The sequence below is a fragment of the Gordonia sp. NPDC057258 genome (assembly GCF_042668985.1).
Classification (GTDB): domain Bacteria; phylum Actinomycetota; class Actinomycetes; order Mycobacteriales; family Mycobacteriaceae; genus Gordonia; species Gordonia hongkongensis.
On sequence record NZ_JBHUXZ010000001.1, the window covers coordinates 33756 to 55868 of the forward strand.

At 68.7% G+C, this 22113-nt stretch carries 23 protein-coding genes; 7 read left to right on the forward strand and 16 right to left on the reverse strand.

Annotated features, from left to right (window positions below; translation table 11 throughout):
* Positions 1–10 precede the first annotated feature (10 nt).
* From ACFUEJ_RS00165 to ACFUEJ_RS00185, 5 genes are all read right to left on the reverse strand, one after another.
* Entirely contained in the window at positions 11–757 is a 747-nt protein-coding gene (locus tag ACFUEJ_RS00165; RefSeq protein WP_058252277.1) for an SDR family oxidoreductase, read from the reverse strand.
* A 59-nt stretch (positions 758–816) separates the two neighbouring features.
* Complete coding sequence (locus ACFUEJ_RS00170) at positions 817–1833, reverse strand: phosphotransferase family protein (RefSeq protein ID WP_058252278.1); 1017 nt, start codon at positions 1831–1833, stop codon at positions 817–819.
* The gene (locus ACFUEJ_RS00175; RefSeq protein WP_058252279.1) at positions 1830–3062 is read right to left on the reverse strand and encodes an acyl-CoA dehydrogenase family protein; all 1233 of its coding nucleotides are present in this window, start codon (positions 3060–3062) and stop codon (positions 1830–1832) included. The genes ACFUEJ_RS00170 and ACFUEJ_RS00175 overlap by 4 nt, the downstream gene beginning before the upstream one ends.
* Positions 3063–3195: 133 nt before the next feature.
* Positions 3196–3843 carry a TetR/AcrR family transcriptional regulator gene (locus ACFUEJ_RS00180; protein WP_171011686.1) on the reverse strand — a complete coding sequence of 216 codons (648 nt, stop codon included), beginning with the start codon at positions 3841–3843 and terminating at the stop codon, positions 3196–3198.
* A gap of 28 nt (positions 3844–3871) precedes the next feature.
* Positions 3872–4573 carry a TetR/AcrR family transcriptional regulator gene (locus tag ACFUEJ_RS00185; protein ID WP_058252281.1) on the reverse strand — a complete coding sequence of 234 codons (702 nt, stop codon included), beginning with the start codon at positions 4571–4573 and terminating at the stop codon, positions 3872–3874.
* 86 nt (positions 4574–4659) lie between these two features.
* Here ACFUEJ_RS00185 and ACFUEJ_RS00190 point away from each other — a divergent pair, with 86 nt between their 5' ends.
* Positions 4660–5613 carry an oxygenase MpaB family protein gene (locus ACFUEJ_RS00190; RefSeq protein ID WP_058252282.1) on the forward strand — a complete coding sequence of 318 codons (954 nt, stop codon included), beginning with the start codon at positions 4660–4662 and terminating at the stop codon, positions 5611–5613.
* An 81-nt stretch (positions 5614–5694) separates the two neighbouring features.
* Here ACFUEJ_RS00190 and ACFUEJ_RS00195 read toward each other — a convergent pair whose 3' ends face one another.
* Both ACFUEJ_RS00195 and ACFUEJ_RS00200 read right to left on the reverse strand, forming a co-directional pair.
* Complete coding sequence (locus ACFUEJ_RS00195; RefSeq protein WP_058252283.1) at positions 5695–6975, reverse strand: alpha-hydroxy-acid oxidizing protein; 1281 nt, start codon at positions 6973–6975, stop codon at positions 5695–5697.
* A gap of 59 nt (positions 6976–7034) precedes the next feature.
* Entirely contained in the window at positions 7035–7328 is a 294-nt protein-coding gene (locus ACFUEJ_RS00200; RefSeq protein WP_171011687.1) for a hypothetical protein, read from the reverse strand.
* A gap of 115 nt (positions 7329–7443) precedes the next feature.
* On the opposite strand from ACFUEJ_RS00200, the gene ACFUEJ_RS00205 reads away from it, so the two are divergent.
* The 6 genes from ACFUEJ_RS00205 (at position 7444) to ACFUEJ_RS00230 (ending at position 15026) form a co-directional block, all read left to right on the forward strand.
* Entirely contained in the window at positions 7444–9462 is a 2019-nt protein-coding gene (locus tag ACFUEJ_RS00205) for a glycosyltransferase family 39 protein (protein WP_058252284.1), read from the forward strand.
* 217 nt (positions 9463–9679) lie between these two features.
* Positions 9680–10822 carry a polyprenyl synthetase family protein gene (locus ACFUEJ_RS00210; RefSeq protein ID WP_058252285.1) on the forward strand — a complete coding sequence of 381 codons (1143 nt, stop codon included), beginning with the start codon at positions 9680–9682 and terminating at the stop codon, positions 10820–10822.
* The gene (locus ACFUEJ_RS00215) at positions 10819–11535 is read left to right on the forward strand and encodes a monooxygenase (RefSeq protein ID WP_078113307.1); all 717 of its coding nucleotides are present in this window, start codon (positions 10819–10821) and stop codon (positions 11533–11535) included. Before ACFUEJ_RS00210 ends, ACFUEJ_RS00215 begins: the two co-directional genes overlap by 4 nt.
* Positions 11532–12413 (forward strand): carotenoid biosynthesis protein, encoded by an 882-nt coding sequence (locus ACFUEJ_RS00220; protein ID WP_058252286.1) that lies wholly within the window; start codon positions 11532–11534, stop codon positions 12411–12413. Before ACFUEJ_RS00215 ends, ACFUEJ_RS00220 begins: the two co-directional genes overlap by 4 nt.
* Positions 12400–13533 carry a glycosyltransferase family 2 protein gene (locus tag ACFUEJ_RS00225; RefSeq protein WP_058252287.1) on the forward strand — a complete coding sequence of 378 codons (1134 nt, stop codon included), beginning with the start codon at positions 12400–12402 and terminating at the stop codon, positions 13531–13533. The genes ACFUEJ_RS00220 and ACFUEJ_RS00225 overlap by 14 nt, the downstream gene beginning before the upstream one ends.
* A complete protein-coding gene (locus tag ACFUEJ_RS00230) occupies positions 13530–15026 on the forward strand; it encodes an NAD(P)/FAD-dependent oxidoreductase (RefSeq protein ID WP_058252288.1) in 1497 nt (498 codons plus the stop codon). The genes ACFUEJ_RS00225 and ACFUEJ_RS00230 overlap by 4 nt, the downstream gene beginning before the upstream one ends.
* A 26-nt stretch (positions 15027–15052) precedes the next feature.
* Here the strand turns inward: ACFUEJ_RS00230 and ACFUEJ_RS00235 are convergent, their stop codons facing one another.
* The 9 genes from ACFUEJ_RS00235 to ACFUEJ_RS00275 form a co-directional block, all read right to left on the reverse strand.
* Positions 15053–15355 (reverse strand): hypothetical protein, encoded by a 303-nt coding sequence (locus ACFUEJ_RS00235; protein WP_231742446.1) that lies wholly within the window; start codon positions 15353–15355, stop codon positions 15053–15055.
* A gap of 57 nt (positions 15356–15412) precedes the next feature.
* On the reverse strand, positions 15413–15580 hold the full coding sequence (locus ACFUEJ_RS00240) for a hypothetical protein (RefSeq protein WP_156422435.1): 168 nt from the start codon (positions 15578–15580) through the stop codon (positions 15413–15415).
* A gap of 87 nt (positions 15581–15667) precedes the next feature.
* Positions 15668–17272, reverse strand: coding sequence for a phytoene desaturase family protein (gene crtI, locus ACFUEJ_RS00245; RefSeq protein WP_058252289.1), 1605 nt, complete (start codon positions 17270–17272; stop codon positions 15668–15670).
* On the reverse strand, positions 17269–18207 hold the full coding sequence (locus ACFUEJ_RS00250) for a squalene/phytoene synthase family protein (protein WP_058252290.1): 939 nt from the start codon (positions 18205–18207) through the stop codon (positions 17269–17271). The genes crtI and ACFUEJ_RS00250 overlap by 4 nt, the downstream gene beginning before the upstream one ends.
* A gap of 44 nt (positions 18208–18251) precedes the next feature.
* Entirely contained in the window at positions 18252–18821 is a 570-nt protein-coding gene (idi, locus tag ACFUEJ_RS00255) for an isopentenyl-diphosphate Delta-isomerase (RefSeq protein ID WP_058252326.1), read from the reverse strand.
* Positions 18822–18919: 98 nt separating this feature from the next.
* Positions 18920–19663 (reverse strand): CDP-alcohol phosphatidyltransferase family protein, encoded by a 744-nt coding sequence (locus tag ACFUEJ_RS00260; RefSeq protein WP_058252291.1) that lies wholly within the window; start codon positions 19661–19663, stop codon positions 18920–18922.
* Entirely contained in the window at positions 19647–20513 is an 867-nt protein-coding gene (locus ACFUEJ_RS00265) for a YhjD/YihY/BrkB family envelope integrity protein (protein WP_058252292.1), read from the reverse strand. Before ACFUEJ_RS00265 ends, ACFUEJ_RS00260 begins: the two co-directional genes overlap by 17 nt.
* 208 nt (positions 20514–20721) lie before the next feature.
* Positions 20722–21345, reverse strand: a complete 624-nt coding sequence (locus ACFUEJ_RS00270) for a LysE/ArgO family amino acid transporter (protein ID WP_058252293.1) — start codon at positions 21343–21345, stop codon at positions 20722–20724.
* A 69-nt stretch (positions 21346–21414) separates the two neighbouring features.
* A complete protein-coding gene (locus ACFUEJ_RS00275) occupies positions 21415–22038 on the reverse strand; it encodes a TetR/AcrR family transcriptional regulator (protein WP_058252294.1) in 624 nt (207 codons plus the stop codon).
* Positions 22039–22113: the final 75 nt, after the last annotated feature.

Genomic DNA, 22113 nt, shown 5'->3' on the forward strand with positions numbered 1-22113 from the left:
GGCTCAAAACCTACGCCCGGTGCAGGTTCTCGCCGGGTCGGGTGATGACAACGTTCGGAAGCACCGCGTACCGCGACAGCTGGGTGATCGAGTGGGCGATCACCGCGATGTCGTCGGCCGTGATCATCTCGTCGGCAGGAATGCGGTCTTTGAGCCAGTCGGTCATGTCGGTGTTGACGTAGCCCGGTGCGATCGTCGTCGCGCTGACCCCGCTGCGTGACTCCTCGAGATTGAACGTCTCGCACAACGAGATGAGCGCCGCCTTGGTGGCACCGTAGGCGGACAGCTCCGGCTCCGGATAGACGCCGGTGATCGACGCCACGGCAATGACTTTCGCGGCCCCATGGGCCTCTGCGGTGGCGCGCAGGGCGGGCAGCGCGGACTGAAGGAGGATGTAGGGAGCGCGGACATTCACTTCATACAGCCGGTCGAATCGCTTCACCGGGAGGTCGGCGATCGCCCCCTTCGAGCCCATCCCGGCGTTGACGATCAGCGCGTCGAACCGCCCGAATGCCTCCGCATGAGCCGTACCGAGCGCGCTGATGGCGTCGGCGTCGGTCATGTCGGCGGGGACGACCTCCACCCGCCCGGCGCCACGCTCGAGAAGCTCGGCCGCCTTCTTCTCCAACGCTTCTCGACCACGGGCACTGATGGTCAGGTCCCAGCCGTCGGCGGCGAACCGGTCGGCGATGGCCGCACCGATCCCCCTCGACGCCCCGGTCACCAGCGCAGAACGATTGTTGTCCGATTCACTCATTGCCTACCCCCTTCGGTGCGCGCACCGCGCGACTGTGTTCTGTTGACGCCGTTGCTCGATCAGCTGATGTGGCCTAGGCCGTCGGCGATGAACGCCGCCGTCGCCTCGGCAGCCTTTTCGGCGCCGTCGCCCGACGACGCCCCCGAGAGTGCGCGGTAGGTGATCCCCTCGGCGATCACGCCGAGCTTCAGGTTCGCCAACCCCAGGTAGAAGTCCCAGTCACCCAGGTCGACACCCGTTGCGGTCGAATACTTCTGAGCGATCTCGTCGACCGACGCATAACGGTCACTGGTCCAGGCCGCGGAGAAGCCGAGAACCTGGTCGAAGGCGCCGGTGCGGTAGACGCACATCAGCGCGACATCGGTGAGCGGATCTCCGAGGGTCGACATCTCCCAGTCGACGACCGCCGCGATCCGGGCCGGGTCGTCGGCGTCGATGATCGTGTTGTCGACCCGGAAGTCACCGTGCACCACCGACTCTCGCGCCTGCTTCGGAACTCGCGCGGCGAGCGCGTCGACGAGACGCTCGACGTCGGGGAGTTCACGCGTCTTCACGTGCCCCCACTGCCGCGCCCACAGTTTCACCTGGCGGGCGGCGAAACCCGCGGGCCGACCGAACTCGCCAAGCCCGACCTCGCGATAGTCCACCGCGTGCAGGTCGGCCAACGTCTGCACCAAGGCGTCGAGATTGCGGGCGACCTCGTCGTCTGAGTAGGCGTCGAGGTCTTCCGCGGTCCGGACGACGCGGCCGTCCACGAACTCCACCACGGTGCACGGCGCACCAATGACCGAGCCGTCGGCGTCGAAAGCGACGGTCCGCGCAACCGGGACCGACGTCGACTGCAGCGCACTGGTGACCGCCCATTCACGGCCCATGTCGTGAGCCGACGGCGTCAGTCCGCCGGTCGGCGGTCGGCGCGCCACCCACGTGGTCACGCCGTCGGTGACCGTGTAGGTGAGATTGGACTTGCCGCCGCTGATGAGGTCGATGGTCAGCTCACCTGCGGGCTCGACTCCGTTGTCGATCAGCAACCGGCGCAGGCGATCCTGGTCGAGTGCTGCGTCCGTGGCGGTCATCGGGCACCCGCCGATGCCTTCGCCTCGAGCGCCTGCTGGGCCTTCTTCGCACGCCCGACGGCGCGACGGGCGATCGCCCACCGGTGGACCTCGGACGGGCCGTCGTAGATGCGGAACGGCCGGAGTTCCTGCGACAGGCGGGCCAGCGGGAGGTCGGCGGACACACCGAGCCCGCCACACATCTGGATGCTGCGATCGGCGATCCGCGAATACGCCTCGGCAGCAAAGGTCTTCGCGATCGATGTCTCGTCCGACGCGTGGTTGCCCAGATCGAGCTCGTGGCAGGCCTTCAGCAGCAACGCGCGAGTCGCGGCGAGGTCGATCTCGTTGTCGGCGACGAGTTGTTGGATCATGCCCAGATCTCCGAGGCGGCCACCGAATCCCTCACGGCGTGAGACATAGTCGACGGCGACGTCCTGGCAGCGCTTCGCCGAGCCGAGCCAGCGCATCACGTGGGTCATCCGAGCCGGCCCGAGCCGGACCTGGGCGTAGCGATAACCCTCGTTCACCTCGCCGAGGATGTCCTCGTCGGGAACGAAGAGGTCGGTGAAGGTCACCTCGCAGTGACCGCCGATCATCGCCTTGTCGATAGTGTTGATGTGGCGCCCGACGGTCAACCCGGGCGCATCGGCGGGCGCGAGGAACATGGTTGCGCCGCCGCGGTCACCGGGCGCGCCCGAGGTCCGCGCCATGATGATGAAGAAGCCCGCACCGTCGGCGCCGGTGATGAAGTGCTTGTCGCCGTTGATCTTCCAGCCGCCGTCCACACGGACGGCCTCCGTGCGCAGCGCGTTGGGATCCGAACCGGCGCCCGGAGCCGGTTCGGTCATCGCGAACGCCGAACGGACATCTCCAGCGGCCAGCGGGGCGAGGTACTTCTGCCGCTGATCCTCGCTCGCGATGTGCGCGAGCATGTGCACGTTGCCCTCGTCCGGCGCACCGATGTGCAGCGCGATCGGACCGAACGTCGAATACCCGGCCGCCTCGAACACCGGCGCGCGGTCACACATGTTGAGACCGAGTCCGCCGTACTCGACCGGGGCATGCGGGCCGAAGACCCCTGCCTCCTTGGCCTTGGCGTTCATCTCGCGACGGATGTCGTCACCACCGGCCGCCGTGATGTCACCGGCCGCCTCGTCCTCGATGGGCAGGACGTAGTCGCGGACGAAGGCCTCGGTCTTCGCGACGACGTCGAGCACGTCGTCGTCGTGCCGCAGGTCTATGGGCATGGTGACTCCTTAACGCATGAGCAGGGTGGGGATCCCCGAACACCGACCGATCGATCGCTCGGCGTTGCATACCTTGCCAGGCGATACCCGCCGGGTCAAGCGGCCCAGCAGACGGCGCCCTGCGCGACGGCCGTCAGGGTGTGCGATACCCGACCAGCGCGCGGGCCATCTGGAGATTGCGCGCGATGAGTTCGTCCGGACCCAGCAGACCGTCGAGCTTGAACCAGGTGGACACCCCGACGCACATGGTGGCCACGGCACGCGCCGCATCTTTCGGATACTCGGTGGTGAACTCACCCGTTTCGACGCCGGCGAAGACGATCACGTCGACCATCCGCTGCTGGCGGTCCCGGTGTCCGATGTAGGTGGGCCGGTAGTTGTCGTCGAGGCTGCGGATCTCGGTGGAACCGACGAACGCCTGCTCGCGGCGATACATGTGGAACCGCAGAAGCGACTCGACGACGGCGTCGAACTGCCGGATCGGCTCGGGACCCGCCTCGACGATCGCGGCCTCCGAGCGTGCCAGGAGGTCGGTCATCGTGCGTTCGAGGAGCCCCTGCAGCAACGACTGCTTCGACGGGTAGTGGTGATAGAGCCCTGGCACCGACAAATTGGCCCGCGCGGCGATCTCCCGGACCGAGGTCCCGTGGTAGCCCTGTTCGGCGAACGCCGCCAGCGCCGCCGCCAACGGGACCGGCAGTTCGGGCTCGCCGTAATCCCGCCAGCCGCCCAGTGGCCGCGTCGCCGGACGGATGTCTGCTTCGCCGGTTCCGCCACTCATGCCATCAAACATATCCCGACATGCGGACCTACTCCGCATCGCCGGTGCGACGCGAGAGACTCTTCTCGAGCATCTCGGCGGGTGAGACGAGCAGCGCGATGCTCAGATCCACCACGTCGGCCTTGCCGAGTTCGACCTCGCCCTCGAGCCACGCCGCGAGCAACCGGCTCAGACCGCCGACCTGATAGTGCGCAACGCCGACCGCTGCCGCCGGCCCGACGTGGACGTCGAGAATGGCCGACGTGCTCTGCAGGGTGAGGCCGGCGAACAACGTCGTCGACTCCATGCGCTTGGCCGCGATGACCGGACTCAGAAGCGCCTGCGAGAAGAGCAGCCTGCCTTTGCGGCGGTCCGCGTCGATGACGTCGACGATCGCCGACACCGCACCGGCGACCTTCGCACGCATGCTGGCCCCCTCGGAGAAGGCTGCCAGACTGGCTTGCGCGATCTCTTCGATGACCTCGTCGTACATGACGCCGACCAGCTGATCGACGGATTCGAAGCTCTCGTAGAAGTAACGGGCGGTGAGTCCGGCCTGCCGGCACACGCCGCGCACGGTCACCGCGCCCACGTCATCGGCGCCGAGCAGATCCAGTCCTGCATCGATGAGGGCGGATCGACGCCGCGCGACCCGGGTGTCGCCGCCCTCGCCGCCATAGGCCCGAAGCGTGCCGGCCGCGTCGGAGTCCGCACCGGAACGGCTGTCCGGGGTCGATGGTGCTCGTCCCATGATTCCTATCTTGACACCCCGGTAAGTTAGGTGTGTCATAAAACGGGAAACAGACGTTTCCAGAATTCGAGCAGGAGGGGTGTTCGATGGCAACGGAGCCTATCACCAGTGGAAGTTCGGCACTGTCAGCACAACCGGTGACGGATGTGACCGCCGAAGTGCAGGAGTTTCTCACCGCGGAGCGCCCCGACACCGAGTTCCTCCCCTCCTCCGCCCGTATGTCCCGCGCAGAGCTCGATGCACTCCCCACCAGCGACCTCGACCCGCTCGGCATCGGTGTGATCGCGGGCGCGGCGAACGTGATCATGCAGCTCAGCCTCCCCGCGGTCGGTTACGGCGTGTACGAGAGCCGCGTCGACTCGGGAAACCTGTTCAAGCATCCGATGAAGCGCGGCCGCACCACGTTGAGCTACCTCGCCGTCGCCGGACTCGGTAGCGCCAAAGACCGGAAGGCCTACCGCAAGGCCATCGGCAAGGCCCATGCGCAGGTCCGTTCGACCGCCAACAGCCCGGTGAAGTACAACGCCTTTGATCCGAAGCTGCAGTTGTGGGTCGCCGCGTGTCTGTACCGAGGCACCGAGGACGTCCATCGCATCTTCGGCGGGGTCACCGAGGTGACCGACGAGCGCTATCAGGCCGGCGCCGTTCTGGGCACGACGCTGCAGGTCCCCCGCGAGATGTGGCCCGCCACCCGCGAGGACTTCGAGACCTACTGGAACGACACGGTCGAGACGCTCGAGATCGACGACACCATCCGCGAGTACCTGATGTCGATCGCGCGCGCCGAGTTCCTCGGCCCGGTGATCTCGCGGCTCTTCGGCTGGCATTTCGAGATCATGGCCATCGGCTTCCTGCCGGAGAACTTCCGCCGCAAGATGCGCGTCCAGCTCTCGCCGTGGCAGGAGCTGTACTTCGACAAGCACAACGCGGTCCTGCGCGCGATCATCACGCGGGCCCCGCGGTGGGTGCGCGGCTTTCCGTTCAACGTCCTGCTCGCCGACGTCCGGTGGCGCATGCGCACCGGGCGGCCGCTGGTCTGACCCTTCGCGACGCACCCTCCGCAAGCTTCGGGCGCTGCTCAGGGAGCAGTGGGTCTCTCTCTCGAACAGACGCCAGACGGCCTACATCCGGCGCAGCGCCTCGCGGTCGAGGTCGGCGACGTCGGTGTGCCCGGACAGTCCGAGGGTGAGGTCGAGTTCGGCGATGATGTCGGCGACCGCGTCGCGGGCACCGTCGGCTCCCGCGAGCGCCAGGCCGTACATGTGCGGTCGTCCGATGCAGGCGGCGTCGGCCCCGAGGGCGAGCGCCTTGAACACGTCGGAACCGGTGTAGATCCCGGAGTCGACGAGGACCTTGATGCGACCGTCGACGACCGGCGCGATGGCGTCGAGGGCGTCGATCGTGCTGATCGCGCCGTCGACCTGCCGACCGCCGTGGTTGGAGACGATGATGCCGTCCACCCCGGCGTCCACGGCACGACGCGCATCGTCGGGGTGCAGCACGCCCTTCAGCACGATCGGAAGAGCGGTGCGGGCGCGCAGGCCGGCAAGATCGTCCCAGTTCAGCGACGGTCGCGAGTAGATGTCGAGGAAGGTCTGCACCGCGGCACGCGGTTGCGGCGACCGCAGGTTCTGCAGGAACCGGCCCGGGGCGTTGCGGGTGATGGAGAAGAGGGTGGCGATCGCGCCGAGGGAGATCTCCGGACGTTCGTCAGCAGCGCCACGTAGCCGTTCGGCGACGATGTCGACGAACCTGCGGTCGGACGTGTACTGGGCGATGCCCTCACCCTGCGCGAACGGCAGCGAACCCAGGTTCAGGTCCTGCGGCCGCCACCCGAGCATCGTCGTGTCCAGGGTGACGACGACGGCCTCGGCGCGGATGGCCGCCGCGCGCTCCAGGAGGCTGTCGACGAGGTCGTCGTCGGTGGACCAGTACAGCTGGAACCAGCGCGGCGCCCCGGCGCTCGTGTCGTCCATCGCGGCCGCGACGTCCTCCATCGAGACGCTCGCCTGATTCGACAAGATGTAGGGGACACCGAGTTCCGCGGCCGCACGCCCGATGAGGGCGTCGGCGTCGGGCGCGGCGAGCGAACCGGCGCCGACCGGCGCGAACAGCACCGGCGCCGTGATGCGGCGACCGAACAATTCGACCTCGAGGTTGCGCTGCGAGACATCCCGCAGGATGCGCGGCACGATCGCCCAGCGGTCGAGTGCCGCGCGGTTGGCGGCCATGGTGCGTCCCTCACCGGCACCACCGCCGATGTACGCCCACGCACGCGCCGACATCGCACGTCTCGCACGTCGCTCGAGCTCGGCGAAATCCGTTGGTACACGCGGCTTTCGCCGGTGCACCCCGGCGGTGTAGATGTCGTTCTGCCGTGCACGCCCATATCCCGCGGTCATGGGTGGTGATGGTAGTGCCGCCATCGGGGCGTCCGGCCGGTATTGCCGGGGCGCGCCGCTCAGCGTGTGGCGACGGCAGTGGCGCCCGCCGCGGCGACGGTCACGGCCGCGACCGACGGCCACGCGCCGATCTTCTTCGCCAGCGGGTGCGAGCCGCCGAACGCCGCCAGGTAACCGGCCAGCAGACCGCCCGCGACCGCGGGGCCCTTCGTCGACGCCCACCGGCGAGTGCACCAGGCGCCGGCTGCGCCGAGCACCACACCACCGAGTTCGCGTCGCCCGCTGTAGCGCGCGACCGCGAAACCACCGACGAGACCGACTGCCACCACGGGCACCGTTGCATCCACAGCCATGCGACTCAGGCTACGTCTGGGTTCCCGAAACCGTTCACAGCCACCTGCCAGCCGATCTCCAGGCTGACGGTGGCGGAGGCGTCGACTCTGGACAGGAATCATCTGAGGAGGACCCATGACCGCAGTACTGGACAAACCACCGGCGCCGTCGCCGTCCGATCCCGCCGCCCCGGCGCACCGACGACGCGTCGCCGCCCGGCCATGGTGGGGACGGCTCGGCCTCGTCGGACTCCTGGCCGTCACCGCGGTGCTCTACCTGTGGAACCTGTCCGCAAGCGGGTACGCCAACACCTTCTACGCCGCTGCGGCGCAGGCCGGATCACAGAGTTGGAAGGCCTGGTTCTTCGGTGCACTCGACGCATCGAACTTCATCACCGTCGACAAGCCGCCGGCCTCACTGTGGGTGAGCGGACTCAGCGTCCGCATCTTCGGGATGAACTCGTGGGCCGTTCTGGCGCCCCAGGCGCTGATGGGCGTGGCCGCGGTCGGGCTCCTGTACGCGACGATGCGTCGGACGATCCGCGACCCCCAACTGGGTGCCGCGGCCGGCCTGATCGCCGGCGCCGTGCTGGCCTTCACCCCGGCGGCCGCGTTGATGTTCCGTTTCAACAACCCGGACGCACTGCTGGTGTTGCTGATGGTCGCCGCGGCGTACGCGCTGACCCGGGCTGTCGCCACCAACTCGGGTCGGTGGCTCGCCCTGGTCGGCGTCGCCCTGGGATTCGCCTTTCTCACCAAGATGCTGCAGGGCCTGCTGATCCTGCCGTTCTTCGGGCTCGCCTACCTGCTGTTCGCGAAGACCGGGTGGCGCAAACGAATCGCCCACCTCATCGGTGCGACCGCCGCATTGCTCGTCTCCGCGTTGTGGTTCCCGATGGTCACGATGCTCGTGCCGGAATCGGCACGTCCTTATATCGGTGGTTCGACGGACAACACGTTCATGGACCTCGTCCTCGGCTACAACGGCGTCGGCCGCATCAGTGGTGCCTCCGGCGGCGGCGGAGGAGGCGGCGGTCAGGCCGGCGGGTCCTTCGGCGGGTCCACCGGGCTGGACCGACTCTTCGGTTCCGAGATGGGCAACGAGATCTCCTGGTTGCTTCCGACCGCACTCATCGCGCTGTTCTTCGCCGGCTACCTGGTGGTGTGCAGCTTCCCGGTCTTCCGCTTCGAACACCGTCTGGCACGCACGGAATCCGCAGCCGTGCTCTCGTGGGGCGGCTGGCTGCTGGTCACCGGCATGATCTTCTCCTTCATGAGCGGGACGATCCACCCGTACTACACGGTGGCACTGGCGCCGGCGATCGGCGCAGTCATCGGACTCGGCGGCGTGCTCGCTTGGCGTCGACGCAACCGCTGGGCGGCCAGGATCGCCCTGGCGGCGATGGTCGGTGCAGCCGCGGCGTGGTCGATTGTCCTGTTGAACCGCAACGACTTCGGCCCGACCTGGTGTCGTTGGCTGATCGGCGTGGTCGCCTCGATCTCGGTGGTGGCCCTCCTCATCGGTGCTGCACGCGGGTGGCGACGTGCGGTTGCCGCGGCACTCATCGCGGGTTCGCTCGCCGGATTCGGCGGGACGGCAGCGTTCTCGATCGCAACCGCGGCGACCCCCCACAACGGCTCGATCCCGACCGCGGTGTCGACCTCGATCGATGGCGGCGGAATGGGCGGCCCCGGCGGTGGCATGGGCAGTGGCCCCGGGGGTCGGGCGGACGGCGGACAGCCCGGTGCCCAGCCGGCCGGCGCCCGCCCGGGCCAACAGGGAAACCCGCCCTCCGCCATGCAGGGCGGCAGCGGAATGACGGGCGGCCCGGGTGGCGACACCGCGTCGAACGCCGAACTCGTTGCCGCGCTGAGGGCAACCACGACAACGTGGGCGGCCGCGACCAACGGGTCGCAATCCGCCGCCGAGATCGAGATCGCCACTGGCACCTCCGTCATGGCGATCGGTGGATGGAGCGGGGACCCGGCCCCCACGCTCGAGCAGTTCATCGCCTACGTCAAGGACGGCAAGATCGCCTATTACCTCGGCAACGACGGCGGCGGTCCGGGCGGCAACTCGGAGATCGCCGAGTGGGTCGCCGCCAACTACACGGCCACAACCATCGGAGGAACGACGGTCTACCAGCTCTTCTGACGTCTCGACACGGTCCTGCCCGTTCCCGACCTTCGGGGGCGGGCAGGACACATGGGCAACCGATCGACGGTGGTTCGGCGTTTCCTGTGCGGCAAACCCCAGGCGCGACGCCGCGGCGTGGCCGACGCCCACATGTCGCCGTCACCCATCCGCTCGCAATCGCGGCTCCGAAGACGGGGTAACCGACCGCTCCCCCGGACTTTCGAAGGGCTCCGTCATGACACCGACCGCCGAGATGACCGACTCGTCGGCGCCGCCTGCACAGTCGGCATCCCCGGCTCCCGATCTGCACCCGATCACCGCCTCGACGACGGATCTCGAACTCGTCGAAGAGGTGCTGGCGGCGCACTTTCGTCGCCACGCCACCACCTTGCAGCAGGTCGGCGGGGAATTGACGCCGGCGATCGATGTCCTCTCGGCGCGGATCGGCGGAGGTAAACGCCTGCGCGCGTCGTTCTGCCTCTGGGGCGCCCGAGGCGCCGCCGGTGGTCGGAGCGTCGCGGGCATCGTCGAGATGGCGGCCGCCATCGAACTGTTCCATCTCGCCGCCCTCGTGCACGACGACGTGATGGACGACAGCGACGTCCGGCGCGGCCTGCCCACCGTGCATCGGCACTTCGCCGACGATCATCTGTGCGGCCGACGCCGTGGGGACGCCGAGCGCCATGGCACCGCCGTCGCGATCCTCGTCGGCGACATGTGCCTGTCCTGGTCCGACGACCTCGCCGCTGCCGCGGTGGACGACGTGTCCGCGGACATCCGACGCGCGGTCCGCGACACCTGGTCGGTGATGCGCGACGAGGCCTACGCGGGCCAGTACCTGGACATGCTGAGTCAGACCGAGGACACCACCGACGCCGATCGCACGGCACGGGTCCTGCGCTACAAGAGTGCGCGGTACACGATCGGTCAGCCGCTGCGTCTGGGCGGCACGCTCGCGGGTGCCCCGTCGGCGCTTCTCGAGGCATACGATCGGATCGGCATCACCGCCGGCGAGGCCTTCCAGCTCCGCGACGACATCCTGGGCGTCTTCGGCGACGAGAAGGTCACCGGCAAACCCGCCATCGACGACCTACGGGAAGGCAAGCGCACGATGCTCATCGCGGCGGCCGAGGAATCGGCGGGACGGATGGAGCGCCGCGTGCTCGCCGACGGTCTTGGCAATCCGGACCTCGACGCCGACGGTGCCGCGCGGATGCGTGAGGTCCTGTACTCCACCGGCGCCGTCGAACGAGTGGAACAGCGTATCGCCGACCTGCACGCGGAAGCGCTCGGCATCGTCGACGCCGCTCCGATGGACCCGGCGAGCCGGCACGCACTGACCGCCCTCATCGAACGTTGCGTGTGGCGGCGCGCATGACCGCTCCCGCCGGGCCGACGGTCGAACTCCGCGTCTGGGGTGTCGACCGCGTGCTACCGGCGCTCGGCCGGATGTCGTCGGGTCGACGGGTGCTGCGCCGTACTCCCGGTCTGCGTTTCGCCAAACTGCTGGGCACCGGCACCGCACGCACGTTCACCCTCGAGAGCGCCGACCTGAGACACTGGGCCGCGTTGACGGTATGGCACGACGCCGACGCTGCTTCGGCCGCAAGCGATTCCGTCGTGTTCCGCCGATGGCGAGAGTCCAGCACGGAGGAACTCCGGATCACCATGCGACCACTCCGGTCGAAGGGCCGTTGGTCGCGCGTCGACCCGTTCGAGACGGTGCGATCGTCGACCGACCACGACGCGTCCGGACCGGATTGGGCGGGCCCGGTCGCCGCGTTGACCCGGGCACGCCTCCGGCCCACGAAGATGGCATCGTTCTGGCGTGCCGTCCCGCCGGTGGCGACCGAACTCGCCGGGGCACAGGGCAATCGATTGGCCCTCGGCGTCGGCGAACTCCCGCTCGGGGTGCAGGGCACGTTCTCGATCTGGAATTCGGCGCAGGACCTCACCGGCTTCGCCTACCGCTCCCCCGCACATCTGTCGGCGGTTCGGCGGACCGCACCGTCGCGCTGGTATGCCGAGGAATTGTTCGCCCGTTTCGCCGTCACCGAGGTCGTCGGCACATATGAGGGGAGACCGGCGTGAGTCTCCTGGACGGCTCCACTTCGCACCGATCGGACCAATCGTCGCGATCGCGGCGTACCGACGGCACCGCGCCCTGGAACCGCGGCCTGGTCACCCTGGCGTGGATCCTGCTGGCGGCGACGATCGGCGTCCAGATCGCGTTTCCGCTGACCGGTGGCGGCACCCTGCCGCTGACCGTCGCGAGCGTGCTGCTCCTGGCGTCGGCCTCGCTCGTCCACGTTGCCGCAACCCGCGGCGCCGCCGCCGCGGTCGCCCTCGCGGTGGTGGCCGGTGGTGGCGGGCTGATCGCCGAATCCGTCGGTGTGAGCACCGGGTTCCCGTTCGGCACATACGAGTACACCGACGGGCTGGGACTGAAGGTCCTCGGCGTCCCGGTCCTGGTCCCGCTGGCCTGGATCATGATGTCGTGGCCCGCGCTGGTCGTGACCCGACGACTCGTCCGTGCGATGGGCATCGCCGGACGGTGGGTTGGGCCCGCCACCGCCGTCGTGGGTGCTTATGCACTCACGGCGTGGGATGTGTTCCTCGATCCGCAGATGGTCGACCAGGGCAACTGGGTGTGGCGGTACCCGACGCCGTCGCTGCCCGGGGTCGCCGACATCCCGCTGACGAATTTCGCGGGCTGGCTGCTGGTCTCGTTTCTCATCGTCGGCATGCTCGACCTCCTCATCCGCCGCGACGATCCCGACGCGACCGGGTCTTCCGGGATGGACGCCGTGCCCGTCACCGCGTACCTGTGGACCTACTTCTCCTCGGTGATGGCGCACGCGGTGTTCTTCGGCCGTCCGTCCGTCGCCCTCACAGGGGGTCTCCTCATGGGTGTCATCGCCATCCCGCTGCTCGTCGTCGAGATCAGGGGTCGCCGTGCGGGTGTCTGACCTGCTGCGGCCGCTGGTCGCGACGGGAACCGCTATGTCGCTGGCGTCGCTGGCCCTGACCCTCGACAACGCCCGCCGGGTCCGTCGGCCCGGTCTCGCCGACATCCCGGCGCCGGAACCACTGTCGGTTCTCATCCCGATGCGCGACGAGGCGCACAACGCCGAACGCTGCCTACTGGCCGTCCTCGAGGCGGCGGATCGCTGGCCAGGACCGGCCCGGATCCACGTGCTCGACGACGGCTCGGCGGATGGAACCGACGCCGTGCTCGCCCGCCTGGCCTCGATGGACGACCGGGTTCGTGTCCACCCCGGCTCGGCGCCTCCTCCCGGGTGGCTCGGAAAGACCTGGGCCTGCGCCCAACTCGCGGAGAAGGCGTTCCCCGGCGGGGTCCACGTCTTCCTCGACGCCGACGTCGTGGTCGAGCCCCACGCGTTCACCTCATCGTTCGCCTTGCTCCGCAACGCCGGACTCGATCTGGTGAGCCCGTACCCCCGGCAGGTCGCGGTCGGCGCGGGCGAGCGACTGGTGCAACCGCTGCTGCAGTGGTCCTGGCTGAGCACCCTGCCCCTCGGTCTCGCCGAGCGCTCACCGCGCGAATCTCTCACCGCCGCAAACGGTCAGTTCCTGGTCGTCGATGCCGCGATGTACCGTCGTGCCGGCGGTCACGAGGCGGTGCACGACGTGGTCCTCGAGGACATCGCCCTGTTGCGCGCCGTCAAGGCGGCCGGCGGTCGCGGCGTCGTGGCCGAGGGAAGCGACGTCGCCACCTGCCGTATGTACCGCGGCTGGGACGAGGTCCGCGCGGGTTACCGCAAGTCGCTGTGGTCGGCCTTCGGGTCTCCGGGCGGGACGCTGGGCGTCACCGGTCTGCTGTGCCTGATGTACGTACTCCCCGCGGCAGCAGCACTGTTCGGCTCCCGGACGGGTCTCGTCGGATACCTGGCCGGGGTGGCCTCACGGGTGGTGTCCGCACGCTGCACCGGCGGACGCGGATGGCCGGACGCCTTCGCCCATCCGCTCTCCATCCTCGTCTTCACCGGTCTCGCAGTCGATTCGACGCTGGCCCGACAGCGCGGCGACCTGCACTGGAAGGGACGCCCCATCGAGGTCCGTCGATGACGCGGGTCGTGGTGATCGGCGCGGGCGTCGGCGGACTCTCCGTCGCGATGCGCCTCGCCGCGACCGGTCACGATGTCACCGTTCTCGAGCAATTCGACGATGTCGGCGGCAAACTCGGGGTCATCGAGCACGACGGGTTCATCTTCGACACCGGGCCGTCGCTCGTCACGATGCCGCACGTCTTCGAAGAACTCTTCGACGCCACGGGCGCGTCGATCCACGACCACCTGACCCTCGAACGGCTCCCCGTCGCCGCGCGCTACCGCTTCCCGGACGGCACCGAACTGGACATGCCCGGAACGCTCGACGACATCCCCGCTGCCCTCGACGCCGCACTGGGGCGTGGGCGAGGCGCTCAGTGGTCATCGTTTCTGGAACGCGCACAACGTGTCTGGGACGTCACGCACGAACCCTTCCTGGAATCGCCGATGAGCATCCGCACGATGATCGGCGGGATCGCCACGCCGACGGATGTGCGGACCGTCGCGCCATGGAGAACGCTGCGTGGACTCGGCGAGGATTACCTCGACGACCCGCGCCTGCGGATGCTGCTGGACCGCTACGCGACCTACACCGGTTCCGACCCGCGCCGCGCGCCGGCGGCGCTCGCGTCCGTGCCGTGGTCCGAGCAGGCATTCGGATCATGGTATGTACGAGGCGGATTGGGCCGCATCGCCACCGCGATGCACGACCGTCTCATCGAACTCGGCGGGCGGGTCGAGCTCGGTGTCGAGGTCGACCGGATCTCCGTGGACCACACCGGTCGGGCCGATGGCGTGGTGCTGTCCGACGGAAGCCGGCGCCCAGCCGATCTGGTCGTCGCGAACGCCGACGCCCAGCAGGTCTACGACCGTCTCGTACCGCGTCGCGCCGCGCGTCGGCCCGCGGCGCTGCTGCGACGGACGACGCCGTCGCTGTCCGGGTTCGTCCTCCTCCTCGCCCTCGACCATCCGCCCGCTGCGCCGCACCACCAGGTGCTGTTCGCCGAGGACTACGACGAGGAGTTCGACGCGGTCTTCGGATTCCGCGGCTCACCGCGTCCGGTCGCTCGACCGACCGTGTACATCTCGGCTCCCGCCGATCCCGAGATCGTGCCCGCCCCGAGAACCGGCGCGTGGTTCGTGCTGGTGAACGCACCCCGCCACGACCCCGAGCACGGCGTCGACTGGGACGCCAAGGGCTTGGCGGACTCTTACGCCGACCAGATTCTCGAGGTGATGGCCGATCGTGGACTCGACGTGACCGGCCACGTGCGCCACCGTCTGATCGTCTCGCCCGCCGACCTCGAACGTCGGACCAGGACACCGGGCGGCTCCATCTACGGGTCGTCGTCGAATGGACCCCGCTCGGCGTTCCTCCGGCCGTCGAACACCTCCCCGGTGCCGGGCCTCTACCTCGTCGGCGGATCGTCGCATCCCGGCGGCGGTCTGCCGCTCGTGGTCATGTCGGCGAAGATCGTGGCGGAGCTGATCGGTCCGGCCGTGAGTCACTGACCGATGGGCCTTGCTCATCGGAGCCTTTAGCGCGGATCGATACGGAACACGGCGCATCGGCCCGCCGCGGCAGCAAAGGCTTCCGGGGTCACGTCGTCGACGACTCCCGCGTCCTTCATCATCTTCGGGCCGTCGGTGCCCGCCAGCTCCGGCCAGGCGCGTAGCACCGGAACGGCCTGATCGGCCGAGAGTTCGACGAGGCGGACATCGCTCATCTCCCCTCCCACCGACAGCTGGGCACGTCCCTCGGCCGCACGGACGTTGCGTGCCCAGTCCGCCCCGGGAAATCCCTCGAGCAGGTAGCGCTCGCCCGTACGGTGATCGAGCACCTGCCTCAACCATCGCCACGATGCGATCAGCGAGTCGTGGGACCTCGAAGCGTCAGATCAGACCCGGTCGCGATAGCTGTACGCATGTCCACCCAGCGACGCCGTCACGACCGCCACCGGAACACGGGAGGCCTGGAGGTTCCGGCGCTCTTCGGGGGTCAGGTGCTGACGAGACCACGTCCATCGCGGGCCGCGCCACCACGCATTCGTCCGTGCCTTCTCCATGTCACCGGTACCTTTCGCGCCGCTCGCTGTGAGCCCTGTCACGCGACCGTACCCGGATGATCTGCGTTCCAAACCTTCCGGCGCAGGTCAGCGTGTCGCGACCGGCATCGGCCCCACCGACCGGTCGCCGCGGAGCTTCTTCCGGATGAGTTCGGCGCTGATCAGGCACATCGGCAGGCCGATGCCGGGACGCGTGCTCGACCCGGCGTAGAAGAGGCCGTCGACCTTGCGTGACCGGTTCGTCGAGCGCAGAAACGCGCTCTGCCGCAGCGTGTGCGCCGGGCCGAGGGCTCCGCCGCACCACGAGTTGACCGAGTCGACGAAGTCCGCGGGGCCGATGGTGCGGCGGACGACGACACGATCGGCGAGGTCGGGAACACCTGCCCACTGTCCGATCATCGCAATGGCCCGGTCGGTCACCTTCTCGATGTCGGGGTCGCCGCCGCCGTCCACGCCGCCGCGGCCGAGACCCGGGTCGGGCGGGACGGGCACCAGGATGAAGAGGTTCTCCGAGTCCGACGGCGCGACCGACGGGTCGGTGGCCGACGGCTTGCACACATAGAGCGACGCCGGGTCCGGTACGCGCGTGGGACTCTCGAAGATGGCGTCGAAGTTGGTCTTCCAGTCCTCGGTGAAGAACAGGGAGTGATGCGCCAACTCGGGAATCTCACCGCGTACGCCGAGGAGTGCGAGCACCGCCCCCGGGCCGGAGGTGGCGCGGTCCCAGTACCGTTCGGGGAAGGTCTGGAGTTCCCGGGGCAGCAACCGAGTCTCGAGATGGTGCAGATCGGTGGCACCGATCACGATGTCCGCGACCAGTTCTCGCGGTGTGCCGTCGGCTCCTTCGACGCGGACGCCGGCCACCTCGGCGCGACGACGCGACGGCGTGGACCGCTTCCCAGCGCGTTCCCGCGTGAGGATGGCGGTCGCGGCCGTGCCGGTGGAGATGCGTACGCCCCGTTCCCGCGCAACCCGCTCCAGCGCGTCGACCAGGGTGGTGAAGCCGCCGTTGGGGTACCGCACACCGTCGGCGAGGTCGAGCCAGCTCATCAGGTGATACATCGCAGGGGTGCGCTCGGGCGAGGAACCGAGGAACACCGCCGGATACCCGAGGACCTGGCGGAGCCGGCGGTCGGTGAAGCGGGCCGCGATGTAGGACTGCAGCGAGGTCGTCAGCAGCGTGACAAGCGTTTTCGCGTGCCGCAACACCGGCAGGCCGAGGAAGGCACGTGGCGAGTCGAAGCTGGTGTACAGGAACCGTTCCACGGCAAGGTCATACGCTTGCCTGCCGGTGCGCAGATAGTCGTCGAGTGCGGCTCCCGCGCCGGGCTCGATCTCGTCGAAGAGCGCACGGTTCCGGTCCTGGTCACCGAACACGTCGATCGGCTTCTCGTCGGACCCGTTGTCGTCGAAGAACACTCGGTAACCGGGGTCGAGGCGGACGAGATCGAGCTGCTCGGCGGTCGACGTCCCGAGCATCTCGAAGAAATGGTCGAACACCTCCGGCATCAACCACCACGACGGACCGGTGTCGAAGCGGAACCCGTCGCGATCCCAGGTACCGGCCCGACCACCGAGGTCGTCGTTCTTCTCCACGAGTTCGACGTCGTGCCCGTCGTGGGCGAGGAGGGCGGCGGTGGCCAGGCCGGCGACTCCGCCACCGATGACGACGACGCGTCGGGACTCGCTCATACGTTGCTCTTCCTTCTGTTCAGACCGGCGGCGTCGGCACGTGCGGGTCGCGGCATACCGCGGCGGGCGACGGCGGCCGCCGCGATCTTCGCCTTCCCGGCGTTCGGGACGCGGACGCGGGTACGGCGGGCCTCGGTGGCCGACGACTCGCGAAGGCGGGCCGTCAGCTCGGCGAACAGGTCGTGCGCGGTGCACACCGCGACGCGGCTGCTCGCCGGCAGGTGCGGGATGGCGGCCGCAGCGGCGGTCAGGTCGAGGTCGATGTCGTCCAGCCAGAGCGACCAGGCGGAGTCCGCCGGATCGTCGGGATCGAGGCCGACCAGGTAGCGCCGCCCCAGCCCGTCGCTGTCCTCGCCGAAGTCGCGGAGGAAGTTGATCTTCTGGAAGGCCGCGCCCAGCCGTTGGGCGCCGGGTGCGAGGTGGTCGTACTGGGCGGCGGATTTCGGCTCGTCGGCGAGGAACGCCCGCAGGCACATCAGACCGACCACCTCGGCCGAGCCGTAGATGTAGGTGGCCAGCGACTCGAAGTCGTGCTGGACCTGGGTCAGATCGCTGCGCATCGAGTCGAAGAACGGGCCGACCAGATCAAGATCGATGCCGACCCGGCGGGCGGTCTGCGCGAAGGCGTGGACGACGAGGTTGCTGCTCGACCCGGTGACGAGCGCGACGCTGGTCTGCTCCTCGAGCTGGTCGAGTTCATTGCTGCGGTCAACGAGCCCCTGCTCCGGGCGCGGGGCGTCGACGATCTCGTCGGCCACCCGCACGAGCGCGTAGATGTTCTGGACGTCGCGCCGAATCCGCGGCGTGAGCAGACGCGAAGCGAGTCCGAACGAACTCGAGTACGACCTGATCACCATCGCCGCACAGGCTTCCGCGACCTCGTCGTATCGCCGGTGCGGTGGGATCACCTGAGTGTGACCGGGAATGTGCATCATCCGACCGCTCCTCGACCTGGTGACTGAACGCCAATTGCCTGACGTCATGAATTCGACGCCCGGGACATCACCGGATGGGTGTCGTAGACCGAACCGGGGTCGTCGGTCGGCAGCTGCCGCACCTGCTCGACGAACCACGGACTGACCGCCCACGGGGTGTTCGCGACGAGCGACCACACGTCGGCGACGTCGGCCCAGGCGTGCTCGGCGACCTCATCGGGATCCGGTCGAAGTGTTCCCAGCGGACGTGCGACGAACACCGGGCAGATCTCGTTCTCCACGATGCCGCTCGCGTCGACCGCCCGGTACCGGAAGTCCGGCAGGATGCAGCGGACATCGGCCACCTCGATACCGAGCTCGCGCCGGGCATACCGGTGCACGGCGTCGACGACGTCCTCGCCGGGGCGCGGATGACCGCAGAACGAGTTGGTCCACACCCCGGGCCAGCTGCGCTTGGACAACGCCCGGCGTGTCATGAGGATGCGGCCGTCGACGACGAGATGGCACGAAAAGGCGAAGTGCAGCGGGGTGTCCGGTCCGTGCACCCCCTCGCGGTCGGCGGTGCCGCACGGGCGGCCGTCGGCGTCGGCGAGAACCACCGAGTCGTTCGTCATCGACATTTCCTCATCGCATCGAGATCGGGCGAGCTGCTCTTCGCACCATTGTTCGTCACCGGAGCGCGAACCGGATGGGAGCCGCCCGCGACGAGAACTCATCCGAGCCGTCGGGTCTGCCTCCGCACCGCGATCCCCAACTGGACCGTCCCGATCAACGCCAGTGCCGCGCCGATTGCCGCGATGAATAGAGCCAGGCCGGACGCGACGGCTGAGCTCAGTCCCGAGCACCACCACGAACCCGCACTCACAGTGGCGACGACCGCCAGTATCACCCGCGACGGCCGCTCCCACACGGTGACCGTCCCTGGCCCCTTCATGCCCACCGCCTGGGCCGTGGCGCGGGTGATCTCGAGGATGAGGGTGAGCACCGCGATCGTCGCGCCGAGCCATGGCGGTGCACCCACGACCACCACGATGCCGACGAGCATCACGTCCGAGAACCGGTCCGCCACCGAGTCGTTGATACGCCCCCACCGCGAGGCCGTTCCGGTCTGGGCCGCGATGGCACCATCGATCCCGTCGAGGAGCGCCGCCAGGACGATGACGAGTGCGGCGAGCAGCGGCCACCAGTCGCCGAGAATGGTCAGGCACAGCGCGATCGCGGTGGCGATGACTCCGAGAGCTGTCACGGTGTTCGGCGTGAGGCCCAGTCGGGCCAACGGTCGCGCGCAGGCGTGGCTGACGAGCACCCAGTTCCGGACCCAGAAACTCGCGCGCGGATCGAGCCCTCCGTGGAGCTTCGACCACGAGTCGAGTGCCTCGTCCCGGGCGCTCGTCGTCCGCTCCGCACCCGACGCCGCCGTGAGGCTCCGGCCCGCTCGCTCAGGCTCCGCGGACACGTCCCCTCCTCTGCTTCTCGATCGCCTGCCCGAACGCCCATCCGATGATGACGATGACGTGCGCGACGTACAGCCACAAACCGACCGCGACCACCCCGCCGATCACCCGGAGACCCCCGTACGGGATCCCGACATCGATCGGCAGGGACAGGAACAGCAGGAAGCCCTGGGTGAATCCGGCGATGAACGACGCGGTGCCGAGAGCGCTGGCCGCCGCCACCCCGAGTGATGGCTCACCGGGCGTCACCTTCCAGTACACCCAGGTCAGGGCCACCGTGACCAGCATCCACACGACGATGAACTCGACCACGATCCGGACCACGAGGTCGCCGAAACCACCCGTTCCGCCTCCCTCGGGCGCAAACGTCGTGAGTGTGCCCGCGACGCCGACGACCACATACGCCAGTGGCGGCACGACGACCACCAATCCCAGCACCCAGATCCGAGACCGCCATCCCGTGAACCGGTCCTCGCGCGGATACAACGTCATACACGCGCGGCGAAGACCCTCGCCGTAGAACGACGCCGGGAACAGCAACACCAGTGCGCCCATCAGCGTCAGTCCGGTACCGACCGCGACGGCCTCGTCGAACACGCCACGGCCGCCCATGGCCGGTGGGATGAGGACGCGCAGCTCCGCCAGGGACTCCTCGGCGGACGGGCCGCGGAGCCAGGTCGTCGACCAGATCCCCAGCAGCGCCCACGGCACGACGGCGATCGCCGCGAAGTAGGTGAGGGTGGCAGCAGCCGCGGCGAGGTCGCCGCGGCCCAGTACATGGCGCACATCGGTCACCAACGCACGCACGTCGAACGTCGTCGTCTGCTCGCGGATCGTGGTGTCGCGAGTCACCGTCGGGGCCGATCGGCGCGGTGTCACCCCTCCGGGATACCCGAAACACCCCACTCGCGCCGCAGCAGTGTCCGATCTGAGTCCTCGGTGACTCCAGCGTGATCACACTGTCGCCTCCACCGCTGTCCTGCACCCGTCCGGCTGCCGGGGGAACCCGGGTGACGACACCGGTCACCGACGAGCGCCCCGCACATGCTCGGAATGCGTGTCAGATCGACGCGAACAGCGCGATCGCCATCCCCAGCATGATGACCGCGACCACCGCGTCGAGCATCTTCCACGCCCGCGGACTCGCGAAGAATCCGGACAGTCTCCGAGCTCCGCCGCCGAGCGCGGTGAACCAGAGGACACTCGCGATGCAGGCACCGAAGGCGAACGCCCACTTGCCGTTTCCGTGGCCGTTGGCGATGGCACCCATGGTGATGACCGTGTCGAGGTAGACGTGCGGGTTGAGCCAGGTCAGAGCCAGGGCCGTACCCACCGCCACCCAGCGGCCGGTGGACTCGGCCCCGATCTCGTCAGCGGCTGCGATGGCCTCGTCACTGCGCACACAGCGTCTGGCGGCCATGACGCCCAACGCCCCGACATACAGTCCGCCGGCCGCTTTCGCGAACGTCACCACCTCCGGGTGCGCGGCGACGAGCGCGCCGAGGCCGGCCACCCCTGCCACGATGAGTACGACGTCGGAGAGGGCGCAGACCGCCACGATCTGACCGGTGTGCCTGCGGGCGACGCCCTGACGCAGCACGAAAACGTTCTGGGGTCCGATGGCGATGATCAGACCGGCGCCGGTGAGAAGCCCGGCAAGTGTCGGTACGAGGTAGGCGGTCACCGGGACGACGCTAGGGCGACACGCCCCGGTCAGTACAGCGAAACTTTTTCACGAATAAACAGTTGAACTTCAGATTGTGGACGCATCGTCGCCCAGTCCGATGCCGCGTAGAACCGCGCACAAGGCCTCGATGTAGTCGGTGACGTCCACGTCGCCGACCAGGCCCTGCTGAACGACCACCCCCTGCATCGCCGAGACCATCACCTGCGCGAGCACCGCAGGCTCCGCGGGCAATTCGTGGCCCGCGGCCCGCCAGGCCGTCAGCACGCGTTCGAAGACGCCCCGCAGCCCACGGATGATGTCGCGCACGGTCTCGCGCAGCTCCGGGTTGTTGGCGGCCTCACCCCATACCGTCAGGACCATCCGGAAGCCGTCGGTCATCGGCGCGATCTCCAGCAGGACCCGTTCGGCCAGCGCGCGTACAACCGCCTCAGGCGACGGGGGTTGCTCTACCGGGTCGTCGAAGCTGCTGATCCCCGACTCGTAGGCGGCGAAGATCGACCGCGCAACGGCGGCGATCAGTTCTTCTTTCGACGAGTAGTACGAGTAGACGGCACCCGCACTGAGCCCGGATTCCCGGATCACGTCAGACATCGACGCACGGTGGAACCCCTTGTCGACGAAGCATCGGCGAGCGGCGGCGAGGATCTGCCGGCTTCTTTCGAGCTTGCGTTCGTCGCTGATCTTGGGCATGCCGACAGTCTAAAACGAATATTCGTTCTTGATTCCTCGCGGCCCTCCGCGCATACTCAGAAAAACGAAGATTCG

Bases quoted from the DNA above. Each gene is read 5' to 3' on its own strand.
- idi (WP_058252326.1), bottom strand. From the start codon at position 18,821: ATGACGAACGACTCGGTGGTTCTCGCCGACGCCGACGGCCGCCCGTGC.
- ACFUEJ_RS00165 (WP_058252277.1), bottom strand. From the start codon at position 757: ATGAGTGAATCGGACAACAATCGTTCTGCGCTGGTGACCGGGGCGTCG.
- ACFUEJ_RS00240 (WP_156422435.1), bottom strand. From the start codon at position 15,580: ATGGAGAAGGCACGGACGAATGCGTGGTGGCGCGGCCCGCGATGGACG.
- ACFUEJ_RS00185 (WP_058252281.1), bottom strand. From the start codon at position 4,573: ATGGGACGAGCACCATCGACCCCGGACAGCCGTTCCGGTGCGGACTCC.
- ACFUEJ_RS00200 (WP_171011687.1), bottom strand. From the start codon at position 7,328: ATGGCTGTGGATGCAACGGTGCCCGTGGTGGCAGTCGGTCTCGTCGGT.
- ACFUEJ_RS00170 (WP_058252278.1), bottom strand. From the start codon at position 1,833: ATGACCGCCACGGACGCAGCACTCGACCAGGATCGCCTGCGCCGGTTG.
- ACFUEJ_RS00250 (WP_058252290.1), bottom strand. From the start codon at position 18,207: ATGATGCACATTCCCGGTCACACTCAGGTGATCCCACCGCACCGGCGA.
- ACFUEJ_RS00215 (WP_078113307.1), top strand. From the start codon at position 10,819: ATGACCGCTCCCGCCGGGCCGACGGTCGAACTCCGCGTCTGGGGTGTC.
- ACFUEJ_RS00195 (WP_058252283.1), bottom strand. From the start codon at position 6,975: ATGACCGCGGGATATGGGCGTGCACGGCAGAACGACATCTACACCGCC.
- crtI (WP_058252289.1), bottom strand. From the start codon at position 17,272: ATGAGCGAGTCCCGACGCGTCGTCGTCATCGGTGGCGGAGTCGCCGGC.
- ACFUEJ_RS00175 (WP_058252279.1), bottom strand. From the start codon at position 3,062: ATGCCCATAGACCTGCGGCACGACGACGACGTGCTCGACGTCGTCGCG.
- ACFUEJ_RS00210 (WP_058252285.1), top strand. From the start codon at position 9,680: ATGACACCGACCGCCGAGATGACCGACTCGTCGGCGCCGCCTGCACAG.
- ACFUEJ_RS00180 (WP_171011686.1), bottom strand. From the start codon at position 3,843: ATGAGTGGCGGAACCGGCGAAGCAGACATCCGTCCGGCGACGCGGCCA.
- ACFUEJ_RS00205 (WP_058252284.1), top strand. From the start codon at position 7,444: ATGACCGCAGTACTGGACAAACCACCGGCGCCGTCGCCGTCCGATCCC.
- ACFUEJ_RS00230 (WP_058252288.1), top strand. From the start codon at position 13,530: ATGACGCGGGTCGTGGTGATCGGCGCGGGCGTCGGCGGACTCTCCGTC.
- ACFUEJ_RS00275 (WP_058252294.1), bottom strand. From the start codon at position 22,038: ATGCCCAAGATCAGCGACGAACGCAAGCTCGAAAGAAGCCGGCAGATC.
- ACFUEJ_RS00190 (WP_058252282.1), top strand. From the start codon at position 4,660: ATGGCAACGGAGCCTATCACCAGTGGAAGTTCGGCACTGTCAGCACAA.